The sequence below is a fragment of the Winslowiella toletana genome, assembly GCF_017875465.1.
Lineage (GTDB): Bacteria > Pseudomonadota > Gammaproteobacteria > Enterobacterales > Enterobacteriaceae > Erwinia > Erwinia toletana.
In genome coordinates this window covers 736,438-750,759 of sequence record NZ_JAGGMQ010000001.1, presented here as the reverse complement: position 1 = coordinate 750,759, position 14,322 = coordinate 736,438, and the positions used below count along the sequence as shown (strand labels likewise).

At 55.7% G+C, this 14,322-nt stretch carries 12 protein-coding genes and 1 riboswitch; of the genes, 3 read left to right on the top strand and 9 right to left on the bottom strand.

The genetic code is table 11. The features are described from left to right. Positions 1 to 34: 34 nt before the first annotated feature. Both J2125_RS03565 and J2125_RS03560 read right to left on the bottom strand, forming a co-directional pair. On the bottom strand, positions 35 to 1,693 hold the full coding sequence (locus J2125_RS03565) for a methyl-accepting chemotaxis protein (RefSeq protein WP_017799402.1): 1,659 nt from the start codon (positions 1,691 to 1,693) through the stop codon (positions 35 to 37). A 194-nt stretch (positions 1,694 to 1,887) separates the two neighbouring features. Next, positions 1,888 to 2,220, bottom strand: a complete 333-nt coding sequence (locus tag J2125_RS03560) for an RcnB family protein (RefSeq protein ID WP_026111473.1) — start codon at positions 2,218 to 2,220, stop codon at positions 1,888 to 1,890. Between the two features lie 250 nt (positions 2,221 to 2,470). Further along, a riboswitch (TPP riboswitch) is annotated at positions 2,471 to 2,572 on the top strand. Between the two features lie 33 nt (positions 2,573 to 2,605). Here J2125_RS03560 and thiM point away from each other — a divergent pair. The 3 genes from thiM (at position 2,606) to fbaB (ending at position 5,423) form a co-directional block, all read left to right on the top strand. Next, positions 2,606 to 3,400: a hydroxyethylthiazole kinase gene (gene thiM / locus J2125_RS03555; protein ID WP_040462244.1), complete on the top strand. Its 795-nt coding sequence runs from the start codon at positions 2,606 to 2,608 to the stop codon at positions 3,398 to 3,400. Then, positions 3,397 to 4,197: a bifunctional hydroxymethylpyrimidine kinase/phosphomethylpyrimidine kinase gene (gene thiD, locus J2125_RS03550; RefSeq protein ID WP_017799399.1), complete on the top strand. Its 801-nt coding sequence runs from the start codon at positions 3,397 to 3,399 to the stop codon at positions 4,195 to 4,197. The genes thiM and thiD overlap by 4 nt, the downstream gene beginning before the upstream one ends. A gap of 173 nt (positions 4,198 to 4,370) precedes the next feature. Then, positions 4,371 to 5,423, top strand: coding sequence for a class I fructose-bisphosphate aldolase (gene fbaB / locus J2125_RS03545; RefSeq protein ID WP_017799398.1), 1,053 nt, complete (start codon positions 4,371 to 4,373; stop codon positions 5,421 to 5,423). 120 nt (positions 5,424 to 5,543) lie between these two features. Here the strand turns inward: fbaB and J2125_RS03540 are convergent, their stop codons facing one another. The 7 genes from J2125_RS03540 to trhP form a co-directional block, all read right to left on the bottom strand. Next, positions 5,544 to 6,230: a GntR family transcriptional regulator gene (locus J2125_RS03540; protein ID WP_017799397.1), complete on the bottom strand. Its 687-nt coding sequence runs from the start codon at positions 6,228 to 6,230 to the stop codon at positions 5,544 to 5,546. An 87-nt stretch (positions 6,231 to 6,317) separates the two neighbouring features. Then, entirely contained in the window at positions 6,318 to 7,781 is a 1,464-nt protein-coding gene (locus J2125_RS03535) for a mannitol dehydrogenase family protein (RefSeq protein ID WP_017799396.1), read from the bottom strand. Positions 7,782 to 7,826: 45 nt separating this feature from the next. After that, positions 7,827 to 9,113 carry an MFS transporter gene (locus J2125_RS03530; protein ID WP_017799395.1) on the bottom strand — a complete coding sequence of 429 codons (1,287 nt, stop codon included), beginning with the start codon at positions 9,111 to 9,113 and terminating at the stop codon, positions 7,827 to 7,829. 81 nt (positions 9,114 to 9,194) lie between these two features. Further along, on the bottom strand, positions 9,195 to 10,205 hold the full coding sequence (locus J2125_RS03525) for a Zn-dependent oxidoreductase (protein WP_017799394.1): 1,011 nt from the start codon (positions 10,203 to 10,205) through the stop codon (positions 9,195 to 9,197). An 11-nt stretch (positions 10,206 to 10,216) separates the two neighbouring features. Further along, a complete protein-coding gene (gene manD, locus J2125_RS03520; RefSeq protein WP_017799393.1) occupies positions 10,217 to 11,431 on the bottom strand; it encodes a D-mannonate dehydratase ManD in 1,215 nt (404 codons plus the stop codon). A 242-nt stretch (positions 11,432 to 11,673) separates the two neighbouring features. Beyond that, entirely contained in the window at positions 11,674 to 12,573 is a 900-nt protein-coding gene (gene yegS, locus J2125_RS03515; RefSeq protein WP_017800263.1) for a lipid kinase YegS, read from the bottom strand. A 308-nt stretch (positions 12,574 to 12,881) separates the two neighbouring features. Then, complete coding sequence (gene trhP, locus J2125_RS03510; RefSeq protein WP_017800262.1) at positions 12,882 to 14,216, bottom strand: prephenate-dependent tRNA uridine(34) hydroxylase TrhP; 1,335 nt, start codon at positions 14,214 to 14,216, stop codon at positions 12,882 to 12,884. Positions 14,217 to 14,322: the final 106 nt, after the last annotated feature.

The window sequence follows — 14,322 nt, the reverse complement described above, 5'->3', positions numbered from 1 at the left end:
GAGCTCCCCTGCGGCTAAACGGACGCCTTCGGCATCAGAAGGTTTCCCAGTTACCGTTTTCGACGCTGGCTGGCAGCGCTTTAACCATTTTTACCGGCGCGGGCGCGGCAACCGCTACCGGCGCAACATGATGATGTTTCGCAATTTTAAATACCGCCACTGCCTGTGACAAGCGACTGGCCTGCGATTCCAGCGACGCTGAAGCCGCGGTTGATTCCTGCACCAGCGTGGCGTTCTGCTGGGTCACACGATCCATTTCATTAACCGCCTGGCCAATCTGATCGATACCGCGGCTCTGCTCGTCTGACGCGGAGGAGATTTCGCCCATAATATCGGTGACACGTACCACGGCGCTGACGATCTCCTGCATGGTTTCACCGGCGCTGGCAACCTGACTGGATCCGACATCCACGCGCTGTACCGAGTTCTCAATCAGCGCTTTAATCTCTTTGGCCGCCTGCGCACTGCGTTGCGCCAGGTTACGCACTTCACCAGCCACTACCGCAAAGCCACGCCCCTGTTCACCGGCACGTGCGGCTTCTACCGCAGCGTTCAGCGCGAGGATATTGGTCTGGAAGGCGATACCGTCGATGACGCTGGTGATATCGGCAATTTTCTTCGAGCTGTCGGCAATATCATGCATGGTTTTCACCACACCGCTAACCACTTTGCCACCTTTATCGGCAGTTTCGGAGGCGGATTTCGCCAGATGCGCTGCCTGACGGGCGTTGTCGGCGTTCTGTTTCACCGTTGCGGTTAACTCTTCCATGCTGGCGGCGGTTTGCTCAAGGGAAGCGGCCTGCTCTTCAGTACGTGACGACAGATCGGTATTACCGGTAGAGATTTCACTGGCGCTGCTGAAGATGGCATCGGAACTGTCACGCACATTGCTGACAGTCACAATCAGCGCCTGCTGCATCTCATTAAGATTATGCGCCAGCATCGCCATTTCACTCCGTCCGCTCAGTTCCAGCTGACGCGAGAGATCTCCGGCGGCAATGTTCTGAATCTGCGTTTGCAGCTGCGCCAGCGGTTTCAGCAATATTCTGCGCACCAGCATCCATACCGCAGCAACCAATGCCAGCACTAACAGCGCCATGCCAGTCAGCACGCCGACCATCGTTGCAAAACCACTCTCATTGTTGGCAATACCGGCATCGATCAGCAGCTCATTCTGTGCGCGCCATTTTTCATAGCTGGCTTCGAGGTTGTCCTGCGCTTCCTGCGCCTCCAGGTTACCGTAAGCCGCGTAGTTGTTAGCTTTCAGATACTCACCAGACATTTTCATCACGTCATACATAGCCTGGTATTTTTTCTCAACATCGCTGGCAACGTCGCTGCTCTGACCCGCGACCAGCGGCAACGCCTGATAGTTGGCAAAATGCTGAGCGGCATCTTTCAGCGTATCGTCCGCCGCTGCCAGCAGTTTCTGCATTGCGGCCACTGATGCCGGATCGGTTTGATTCTTCAGAAAACGAATGGCTACCCGGTTGATGGTGACACGGGTTTTCACCAGCGTTTGCCAGGCATCGCCCAGCTGGCTCTGCTGACGTGACAGCACGCTATTGGCGGCGAAATTGTTTTTATCGCCATAGATAGCTTTCAGAAACAGCGATCCAGAAACCAGCTGCAGCCCGCTGAATATCACCAGGATAAGGATGATAGCCGTAACAACTTTTATGTTCTTTAGCATAACGATGACTCGTAAGAGGAGGAGACCTGTACGATCATTTATCGACGATATAGTGACCGAACTTTAGGCAGGCCACGCCGTATCGGTGAAATAAAAAACGGGAGTATTAATCATGACTGGCGGGAAAACGGAGATTTTGCTGTGACTACCGGGAGTTACGCACTCCTTTTTCAGGTCCGGAGTGCGTTAATGATTCAGCGCTGATAGTAAATATTGCCATCATAGGCTTTGATAATTTTACCATCGGTATCGGTAATCAGGACGTAATTGCTGCCCATATAGGTCCAGTGAGTTCCCGCATCCGGGGCTGGCAGATTACGCGCCTGCCACTGCTTAATATTGTATTTCTGACTGCGATACAGCGCCGGCGCCGTGTCGCCGATAGTGTATTTGATAAAGTCGGCGACAAATTCCTGCAACTCATACTTCTGCGCCTCCGCTGATGGCGTGGCCAGTTGCGGCGCGGCAAAGGCAGTGCTCGCCGTGGTCAGTAATACAGCCAGCAGTATCATTTTTGTTTTTCTCATACCTTCTCCACGTTTTTTAGGGGGTAGCTCAGCTTGAGCCTGTTGCGGTCCCCGATTCCCTATCATTTCTGCACTGCGTTAAACAGGCAAGTTGAAATATGTGTTTAACAATTACAGGGAGTTAAGCATTTAAGCCAGCAGAAAGGTGTTATCACAGGTTAATGCAGGCTGGCAAGACATTTACAATATGCGGACAGCGCTTTATCCTGAGGGCTGGCTGGCGTAATTGTCAGTAACAATCTACAGATTTATCAATGACTCGGGGTGCCGTTCCTTAACCAGAACCGGCTGAGAAAAACCCGTTGTACCTGAACTGGATAATGCCAGCGGAGGGAAGTCAGATGCCTGTTCGCATCCTCTTCCCGATCGCCGGTTGGGAGTAGTTATGCATCATCAACCTGACTCTGTCTGCGGCGCCACTGTCGCCGCATCCCTCTCTCTGTTTCGTCAGCACGCACCGCTGGTGCACTGTATGACCAATGATGTGGTGCAAACCTTTACCGCCAATGTGCTGCTGGCACTGGGCGCGTCACCGGCAATGGTGATTGATGCTGAGGAAGCCGCACAATTTAGCGCGATTGCCGATGGCCTGTTAATTAATGTCGGCACTTTAACCGCTGAACGCGCTAGCGCGATGCGCGCGGCAGTCGATGCCGCAAATCGGCTAAACAGACCCTGGACGCTGGATCCGGTCGCTGTCGGCGGCCTGACTCTGCGCACGGCGTTTTGTCAGCAACTGCTGCAACTGCGACCGCACGCGATTCGTGGCAATGCCTCGGAGATTCTGGCACTGGCGCAGCAAGCCGGGCAGGGGCGTGGTGTCGACAGCTTACACGATTCAGTGGCGGCGCTGCCCGCCGCGCAGCAGCTGGCGCGCAGCAGCGGCGCAGTGGTGGCGGTGACTGGGGTGGTGGACTATGTCACCGACGGCGCACGCACGCTGGCGGTTGCGGGTGGCTCATCGCTGATGACGCGGGTGGTCGGCACTGGCTGTGCCCTCTCCGCCGTGGTAGCCGGTTTTGCCGCCTTACCGGGCGATAGCCTGCAACATATTGCCAGCGCCTGCCGGGTGATATCCTGCGCTGGTGAGCGCGCCACGGCCAGCGCGCAGGGGCCGGGGAGTTTTATTCCTGCCTTTCTTGATGCGCTCTGGCTTCTGGATGCGGAGGCGCTGCAATGAAACGAATCAACGCTTTAACCATTGCCGGTACCGATCCCAGCGGCGGAGCCGGGATTCAGGCGGATTTAAAAGCCTTTTCGGCGCTTGGCGCTTACGGCGCCAGCGTGATCACCGCGCTGGTGGCGCAAAATACTCGTGGCGTGCAGTCGGTGTATCGCATTGATGCCGGGTTTGTTGGCGCGCAGCTCGACTCGGTGTTGTCCGACCTGCGTATCGATAGCGCCAAAATAGGTATGCTGGCGGATAGCGACATTGTTGAGGTGGTTGCCGGTCGTTTGCAGCAGGCGGCGCTGCCATGGGTGGTGCTGGATACGGTGATGCTGGCGAAAAGCGGCGACCCGTTGTTGTCGGCGGCGGCGGTGGCATCTTTACGACAGCATTTATTGCCGCTGGTTTCGCTGATTACGCCTAATTTACCGGAAGCGGCGGCGCTGCTGGATTGTCCAGTGGCGCGTAATGAGCAGGAGATGTGTGTTCAGGGGCGTGCATTGTTAGATCTTGGCTGTCAGGCGGTGCTGATTAAGGGTGGCCATCTGAGTGAGCGGGAAAGCCCGGACTGGTTGTTTACCGGCGATCTGGAGCAGCGTTTTACCGCACCGCGCGTGCCAACCCGTCATACCCATGGCACCGGTTGCAGTTTATCGGCGGCGCTGGCGGCGCTGCGTCCGCGTCACAGCAGCTGGCCGGCGACCGTCGCAGAAGCGAAACAGTGGCTACAGGGCGCGCTGGAGCATGCAGACTCGCTGGAAGTCGGGCAGGGGATTGGGCCGGTGCACCATTTTTATCGCTGGTGGTAGGGCGTAATGCCAGACTGATGCTTTTTTTACTGCGGATCGTTCTGAAAAATGGAGTCAGCAATTTGCCTTAAGGACCCGATTGGGTCCAGGCTGTTGTGGGTCGGCGCAAGCCGATGGTCGGGCTGAAGCGGCTGAACCGTTTTGGCCCATCACTCATTTTTTCAGGAGTTAACATGACGGACATCGTACAGTTATTGGGCAAAGAAGCTGATGACCTTCTGCAACATCGCTGCATGACCATTCCAGCGGAAAGCCTGTATTTGCCAGGCGCGGATTATGTCGATCGGGTAATGATTGATAATAACCGTTCTCCTGCGGTACTGCGCAATATGCAAACCCTGTATAACACCGGGCGGCTGGCGGGCAGCGGTTATCTGTCGATTCTGCCGGTGGACCAGGGCGTTGAACACTCTGCCGCGGCGTCATTTGCCGCCAATCCGCTCTACTTTGATCCGAAAAACATTGTTGAACTGGCGATTGAAGCCGGTTGTAACTGCGTGGCATCCACCTATGGCGTGCTGGCATCGGTATCACGTCGCTATGCACACCGTATTCCGTTTATGGTCAAGCTGAATCATAACGAAACCCTGAGTCTGCCGACCCAGTACGATCAGACCCTGTATGCCAGCGTCGGGCAGGCGTTTAACCTCGGCGCAGTAGCGGTTGGTGCGACCATCTACTTTGGGTCCGAACAGTCGCGTCGTCAGATTGAAGAGATCTCCGCCGCCTTTGAACGCGCCCATGAACTGGGCATGGTAACGGTGTTGTGGGCCTATCTGCGTAATAACGAATTTAAAAAAGACGGTACTGACTATCATGCCAGTGCGGATCTGACCGGTCAGGCTAACCATCTGGCGGCGACCATTGGCGCGGATATTGTGAAGCAGAAAATGGCGGAAAATAATGGCGGCTATCAGGCGGTGAAATTCGGTTATACCGATGAACGCGTCTACAGCAAGCTGACCAGCGACAACCCGATTGACCTGGTGCGTTACCAGCTGGCCAACTGCTATATGGGACGTGCCGGTCTGATTAACTCCGGTGGCGCAGCTTCCGGTGATACCGATATCGCCGAATCGGTGCGTACTGCGGTAATCAATAAGCGCGCTGGCGGTATGGGCCTGATCCTCGGTCGTAAGGCGTTTAAAAAGTCGATGAAAGAGGGCGTGGCGCTGATTAATTCAGTGCAGGATGTTTATCTGTCGAAAGATGTGACGATTGCCTGACAGACGGGCGGCGAGAACGCCGTCCCTGTAATCAATCCCGTAGGGGCGGCTTTTCGCCGCCCGTGTTACGGATTTTCACGAACGTATTGACGGCGTTCTCGCCACCCGCATATTAATGAGTTAAGCCTGCTCAAACCAGTCGCTATTCTGCTCAGCAATCGGCGTAATGGAGAAGATCATCTCCTGCAAGTGATGGCGTAAGGCGCTTTCGGCGGCGTCAGGATCCTGATCGATAATCGCCTGATAAATCTGCTGATGCTGCTCAATTAAACGTTCCGGCGGCGAGACTTCGCTCAGGGTGAGAAAACGCACCCGGTCCATGGTCGCTTTGATATTTTCCACTGTTTCCCACGCCAGCTCGCAGCGAATGCTTTGCGCTATCAGGCGGTGAAACTCATCATCCAGCAGTAAAAACGCCTGACTGTCATGACGCTGCGCCGCCAGCCGTTGCAGCTGTAAGTTATGCTCCAGCTCGCTCAGTGCTTCCGCAGTGGCTTCCAGCGCCGCACGACGTACCACCGCGACTTCCACCGCTTCGCGGATAAAACGCCCATCAGCCACGCGCTGGGCAGAGATTTTGCGCACAAAGGTGCCGCGCTGTGGCAGCACCTGAACCAGCCCGGCTTCCGCCAGCTTAATAAAGGCTTCGCGCACCGGCTGACGTGAGACGTTAAAGCGGGTGGAAACCTCTTTTTCTGACAGCAGCGCCCCCGGATGAATCACGCAGGTGACGATATCCTGACGCAAAAAGCGGTAAATCTGCTGATTTACCGGTTCGCTGGCAGTTATGGTGTAAGAGATCGACATTCAGCAACATCCTTTTTGCGGCTAACACAGAGGTCAACCTTGCTGGAAAGCTTTCAGTCTAAACAGCCCGTTGCGCCAGCGCCAGCATTAGTCGCTGGCGATCAGCTGTTTTACCGTCTCTCTGGCCCCCAGAGTTTGCAGCTGCTGGTAAAAGTGGTTTACCCGCGCCACCAGCAGCGGCTGTGCCGCCAGATCGTCGCCAAAAATAGTTTTTATCGCCAGTAAGGCGGCGACCCGCTGCGGGCCTTCCGCAGTTTCGGCCACCCGCCGGGCGATTTCATCTTTTAACGGATCGTTAATCACTATTGCCGCGCCTTGCTCATCAACCCCGCTGACATAACGCATCCAGCCGGCCACGCCCAGCGCCAGCAGATCAAAGCAGCTGCCGTTTTTCAGGTGCCAGCGAATGCTGTCGAGCCAGCGCTGCGGCAGTTTCTGGCTGCCGTCGGTGGCAATCTGGTAAGTGCGATGTTTAATCGCGCGGTTCTGATAGCGTGCAATCAGTGAATCAGCGTAAGCCGGCAGATCGACATCCCGGGTGCGCAATGTCGGCGCCTGTTCCGCCAGCATCAGCTGACGCGCGGCAAGCAGGTAATTCTGATCCGCCATACAGTCGCTGATATGCTGATAGCCGCCAAGGTAACCCAGATAAGCCAGAAACGAGTGACTGCCGTTAAGCATGCGCAACTTCATCTCTTCGAACGGCAGCACATCGGCTACCAGTTCGGCGCCCGCTTTTTCCCATGCCGGGCGGCCGCTGACAAAGTTATCCTCAATCACCCACTGAAAGAATGGCTCAGCGACCACGCCAGCCTCATCGCGACAGCCCAGTTTTTCGCTCAGCGCGGCCAGAGTTTCCGGCGTCATTGCCGGAACAATGCGATCGACCATGGTCGACGGGAAGCTGAGATGGCTGACGATATACTCTGCCAGTGCTGCATCCTGCTGGCGCGCCAGTTCGGTAATCACCGCGCGGGTAACGTGACCATTTTCCGGCATATTATCGCAGGACATCACGCTAAAAGGCGGCAGGCCGCGCTGCTGACGGCGTTTAATCGCCGCCAGTATTACACCAGGCAGTGAAACCGGGCTGTCCGGATGGGCGAGGTCGTGCTGAACAGAGGGATGGTCAAGATTCAGTGTGCCGCTGGCAGGGTGATGGCAGTAACCTTTTTCGGTTACCGTCATCGAGACAATAGCCACATCCGGCGCACTCATCGCCTCTATTACCGCTTCAATACCGTCGCTCTGTCCGTGCAGCGCGGCATTGATTACGCCGATCACCCGCGTCGACAGGCTGTCATCGGCCATTTCCGAAACCGTATACAGCAGCGACTGCGCGCGCAGTACTGCAATCAGTTCACCGCTGTTCAGATTCACTTCGCAGTAACCCCAGTCGCTGCCGTGGTCGCTGGCCAGTTTATCGCTGCATAACGCCTGATGGGCGCGATGAAACGCCCCAAAACCAATATGTACCATGCGGGTGCGCAGACGGGAGCGATCGTAATCGGGGCGCCGGACGTCTGGCGGGAGCTGTTCGAGGCTTAGCATAGTCAATCCTTGTCGGGAGAAGGGCGCTGAATGCGCCCTGAATGATCAGACCGAAACGGCGTCTCCGCTGCTGGCTTTCGGGCTTTTAATCAAAAACAGCACCAGGAAGGCGCCAAGGGCGGCAACCACCCCAGCCAGTACAAAGGCGCTGTCGAACTTGCCGGTGTTCTGCACGATATAGCCGGTGGCAATCGGGCCGATAATGCCGGAAATGCTGCCGATAAGATGGATAAAACCGCTGATGCCGCCGACCCGGCTTTTATGCACCACATCCTGAATAATCGCCCAGTAGATAGCGCCGGTGATATACAGAAAGAAGATCGATACCGACATCAATACCACAGCAGAGGTGACCTCTTTTACCGTACCCGCCAGTCCGACACAAATGGCCGCCGCCAGCAGTGAGACCACCAGCACAATTTTCCGCGACAGCAACAGCTTACCGGTGACCTTAAAGATCTTATCGGAGATCAGACCGCCCAGCGCCAGGCCGACAAAGCCAACAATCCACGGGATCATGGTGGTGATGCTCATCTCCTTGATATTCAGGCCATGGGCCTGCACCAGGTAAGCCGGGAACCAGCTGAGAAAGAAGAACAGAATATAGTTGTAGCAGAAGAAGGCGAACGCGGTCACCAGAATGATCGGCTGACGCAGATAGTAACCAAGGCCGTGAGCGGCTTGCGCCAGATCTTCCTCGGCGCTGATCTGCTCCTGCTTCAGTTTCTCAATCAGCGTGCGCTCATCGGCGGAAACATGCTTACTTTTCGCCGGATTGTCTGCCGAGATAAAGAACCACACCACCATCCAGACGATGCCGATGCAGCAGATAATCATAAACGCCGGACGCCAGCCGAACGACAGCGCCAGATAGCCGATAATCGGTCCGGCTACCGCGCCACCTAAAGGTGAACCGGCACTGAGGAAGCCCATGGCGGTGGCGGCCTGTTTCTTCGGAAACCAGCCGTTAATCGCTTTATTGGCGGAGGCGCAAATCGGTCCTTCAGCCATGCCAAACAGCACACGCAGAATCAGCATCGACCAGAAGCCGGTGGCGACGGCGGTCAGGCCGCAGAACAGCGACCACATACCGACCGCCACGCCGAGCACCAGCGTCGGACCATATTTATCGGTAGCCAGGCCGCCAATAAAGTTAAACAGTGCGTAACCGAAAAAGAAGCTGCCGAAAATCATGCCGAACTGCTCTGCATTCAGCAGCAGATCTTTTTCAATCATCGGTACGGTCAGGGAGAGGGCGACACGATCGAGGTAGTTAATCATGTAGACCAGAAACAGCAGCAGTACGATAGTCCAGCGCAGGTTCTTGAACATAATGACTCCGTAATAATTATAATATGCAGGTACAGTTTTCCCGGTACGGGCCAGCGGTAACTGGCCCGGTAAGTTGTTGTGTCAATCCACTTTTAAAATCACCTTGCAGCAGCTGCGGGGCTGCTTTTCAAACAACGTCATCGCCTGTTCCACATCACTCAGCGCAAAGGTATGAGTAACCAGTTTTTCCGGGTGAATCAGCCCCTGTTCCATCCAGCTAATTACCTGCGGAAAACGCTTACTGTTAAGCCTCGAGGTAAACAGCGACAGCTCTTTACTGGTCAGACTTTGTTGTGTCAGCGTGCAGGGATCGCCGGAAAAACCGAGCAAACCAATGCGTGCTGCCGGGGAGGCCAGTGCCACCGCTTCGGCAAGGATCGCCGGGTGACAGGCGGCATCGATAATCAGCGTTGGCTGGATGCCATCAAGCTGCTCTGCCAGCGGCCGTTCGCTGTTATCCAGCACCCGATCGGCACCGCTCTGGGTGGCCAGCGCCAGGCGTTCCGGCAGACGATCAACCACGATCACCTGCTGGACGCCATACACCCCTTTCAGCACCTGAATGGCGGTCAGTCCCATCGGTCCGGCGCCGTAAATCAGCGCGATATCGTTAGCCATGGGTTGCAGAAACGCGGTGATATTGGCGGCAATGGTAAAGGGTTCCACCAGGCTGGCCAGCGTATCGGGAATGCTCTCCGGCAGGGTATATGCGTTAGCGGCTGGCGCCAGCGCATACTGGCTAAAGCCGCCATCGCGATGCACGCCAATCACCTGCAACTCGCTACAGACATTCGGGCGACCGACAGAGCAGGGATAGCAGTGACCACAGCTGACCACCGGATCAACCGCCACTCGCTCGCCGAGGCGGGACGCATCAACCGCTTCACCGACGGCATCAATCACGCCAAAGAACTCATGGCCAATCACCCGTGGATAGCGGGCAAAGGGGTTGTGACCATGCCAGATATGCACATCGGAACCGCAGATACTGGCGTAACGCACTTTTACCCGCACTTCGCCACGCGCGGGCTGCGGGATATCGCGTTTTTCCAGCGTCAGCGCGCCCGGACGTTCAATGACTACTGAGTTCATCATCTGCTCCTTTACCAGTTCCACAGGGTGCCATCTTCGAGGCGCGCCACCGGCAGATAAGCGGGTTCATAGGGATAGCGGGCCGCCAGCTTTTCGTCGAACTCAATGCCGAGGCCTGGCTTATTGCCTGGATGCATATAGCCGTTATCGAAGCTCCAGCTGTGGCCGAATACTTCCAGCATCTGCTCGGAGTAGCCCATATACTCCTGTACACCAAAGTTCGGCACCCAGAGGTCAAAGTGCAGCGCTGCCGCCATACAAATCGGTGACAGATCGGAAGGGCCATGTGAGCCGGTGCGCACCTGATACAGCGAGGCGAAATCGGCGATGCGGCGCATGCCGGTAATACCACCGGCGTGGGTGATGGTGGTGCGGATATAGTCAATCAGCTGCTCTTCAATCAGCTGTTTGCAATCCCAGATGCTGTTAAACACTTCACCGACCGCAATCGGGGTAACGGTATGCTGGCGGATCAGGCGGAAGCTCTCCTGATTTTCTGCCGGGGTCGGATCTTCCATCCAGAACAGGCGATAATCTTCGACGCTTTTACCAAAGCGCGCCGCTTCAATGGGCGTCAGGCGGTGATGCATGTCGTGCAGCAGATGTTCGTCAAAGCCGAACTTATCGCGGATGGCGGCAAACAGCTTCGGCGTAAAATCGAGGTACTTTTCCGTCGACCACAGCTGCTCTTCCGGCCAGTTGCCTTTGGTGGCGGGTTCATAGGCCAGGCCTTTACCTTTCGCCATGCCATAAGTGGTTTTCATTCCTGGCACGCCGCACTGGGCGCGAATCGCTTTAAACCCCATCTCTTTATGGCGGGCGTAGTCGTCCATCACTTCATCGATGGTGTGACCGGTGGTATGGCAATAGACCATCACGCCGGTGCGTGAGGCGCCGCCCAGCAGCTGATACAGCGGCATATTGGCGGCTTTACCTTTGATATCCCACAGCGCCATATCGACCGCAGAAATGGCCGACATGGTGACCGGACCGCGACGCCAGTAAGCACCCTTATAGAAAAACTGCCAGATATCTTCAATCTGGTGGGCATCGCGGCCGATCAGCTGCGGGCAGACATGATCTTTTAAGTAGGAGGCCACCGGCAGTTCGCGGCCATTGAGCGTGGCGTCACCAATACCGGTTAATCCTTCATCGGTGGTGATTTTTACCGTGACAAAATTTCTGCCGGGGCAGGTGACAAACACTTCTGCGTTAATAATTTTCATCTTCACAACCTTGTAACAGCATTCGATGATGAAAAATTACGCGCCTTTATACTACCATACAAGTTCGATGGCTGGATTTTGCGGCAGGGATCACGTTGTGATGTTTGTGAGGAAGATCGACGAGAATGCCGTCGTCATGCTTTGTGCAACTCTTCAATACGGGGGGCGAGAACGCCGCCCCTACAATAAATAGCCAGTAGGGGCGGCGTTCTCGCCGCCCGTGTTAATAAACAGGGGAAATTCTAAGCCAGCAACTCACACGACGGCGGTAAACGACATTGCAGGGCATTTGGCAGCACTTCAATGCGGAATTCACTGCCGCTTAGCGGCTCGCCATCCAGGTTAAACGTCATCTCATTGGGTGAGCGGATCGTCAGCCACGGCAGCGAAGCGGAAATAATATTAGGATTATCATCGTCACGAGTAAGCGTGTGCAGCAGCGTTGGTAAGATCTCCTGTGAAGTCACAATACTCAGCTCCAGCGCGCCATCATTGATCAGAGCGCCCGGACAAAGACGCTGTCCGCCACCCGCCTGACGCCCGTTACCAATACCGATCACCAGCGCATCACCCTGCCAGCTGAAATCCGGGCCGCTAATTTCGCAGCTGTCCGCTTTCAGCTGATCCATACGCATCAGGCCATGAATAAAGTAGGAGACGCCGCCCAGCGCTGATTTCAGCCTTTCCGGGGTTTCGGTGGTGATTTTGGTGCCGAAGCCGCCGGTAGCCATATTGATAAAGTAGCGCTGCTGATTCACACAGGCCAGATCGATATCAACCGCTTTGCCGACAATCGCCAGACGCAGTGCCTGCTCCATGCCTTCGGGCACTCCGGCGCTGGTGGCGAAATCGTTGGCGGTGCCCAGCGGCAGAATTCCCAGTACCGGCGGTGTCGTATTCTCCAGCTGCGCCAGCGCGGTGGCTATTTCATTAATCGTGCCATCACCGCCACCGGCGACCACTGTTTCGGCGTTCAGCTGCACCGCTTCCTGCACATAGCGCGCGCCATCACCCTGTTCCCAGGTGACACGTACCGCAATGTCGTAGCCTTCATCACGCAAAGTCGTAATCGCTGCGCGCAGATCTTCGTTACCTGCGCCTTTGCCATTTAAAATCACCAGCGTAAGTGCCTGCTTTTCCATCGTTATCCCTTTTGTTGCGCTGGCCATAATGGCCGAAAAAATTGAAATCATTAGATGTATAGCACATCGGGGAGGAAAGGTTTACCGCAAGAGACGGCAGCGTTATCTGCGACAGAAAAAGAAAAACCCGCACGGGGGAGCCGGGCGGGCGAATGAGGTGGTTCCTGTAAAACCTTGCTTTTTTTATTGCTCGTTGTAGCAGGCGAGATAGTAGCGACAAAAGCGGCAAGGTAATGTGATCAAATTCTAATATCTGTAACAACAGGTGAATTAAACCTGGCGTAATCTCACATATGGTGTAGTGCCAGCTATGCTGGCAGATTGCGCATCAGCAGTGCGTAGCTGAGATCGATCTCGTCCGGGATCGGGATCCAGACAAAATGACCGTTGCCTGGCGCGACGGTCACCGGCTGCGCTTTACTGTTTTCCATCTCCTGCAAACAGAAGGTGACATTACCCGCTGGCGTCATCATCTCAAGGCTGTCGCCAACCAGAAACTTATTCTTCACATCCACCAGCGCCAGCGCGCCACGGCGTTCGCCGGTAAATTCGCCGACAAATTGCTGACGATCCGACAGCGAGTGGCCGGTTTCGTAACTCTGATAGCTGTCATGGGTGTGGCGGCGCAGAAAACCTTCGGTATAGCCGCGATGCGCCAGCCCTTCCAGGGTCTCCAGCAGGCTGGGGTCAAATGGTTTACCGGCGGCGGCATCGTCAATCGCGCGGCGGTAGACCTGCGCGGTGCGCGCGCAGTAGTAAAATGACTTGGTGCGTCCTTCAATTTTCAGCGAATGTACGCCCATCTTGCTGAGGCGTTCAACGTGAGCGACGGCGCGCAGATCTTTCGAGTTCATAATATAGGTGCCGTGCTCATCTTCGAACGCCGACATATATTCACCCGGACGCTGCGCTTCTTCGATCATAAAGACTTTATCGGTTGGCTGACCGACGCCGAGGGTCGGTTCGACGGTTTTTACCGGAATCGGCTGGTACTGATGGACGATATTGCCGACTTCGTCCTGTTTACCTTCCTGCACGTTATATTCCCAGCGACAGGCGTTGGTGCAGGTGCCCTGATTCGGGTCGCGCTTATTCAGATAGCCAGACAGCAGGCAGCGGCCGGAGTAGGCCATACAGAGCGCGCCATGGACAAAGATCTCCAGCTCCATTTCCGGCACCTGCTGGCGGATCTCCGCAATCTCTTCCAGCGACAGTTCGCGTGACAGAATCACCCGCGTCAGCCCCATCTGTTGCCAGAATTTCACCGTCGCCCAGTTAACGGCGTTGGCCTGTACCGACAGATGCACCGCCATCTGTGGAAAGGCTTCACGCACCAGCATAATCAGACCGGGATCGGACATAATCAGCGCATCAGGCGCCATCTCAATCACCGGACGCAGATCGCGGATAAAGGTTTTCAGCTTGGCGTTATGCGGCGCGATATTGACCACCACATAGAACTTTTTGCCCAGCGCATGCGCTTCAGCGATGCCAGTGGCAAGGTTCTCATGGTTGAATTCGTTATTACGCACTCGCAGGCTGTACCGCGGCTGACCGGCATACACCGCATCTGCCCCATAGGCAAAGGCGTAACGCATATTTTTCAGCGTACCGGCCGGAGAGAGGAGTTCCGGTTTAAACATGTTTTTCTCAGTCTGATGTCAGGTCAGAACGGCAGATCGCCGCCAGCCGACAGAGAGTCTGTCGGCCTTACAAAATGTGCGGGGATTGTAGGAGGTTGAGAAGGTT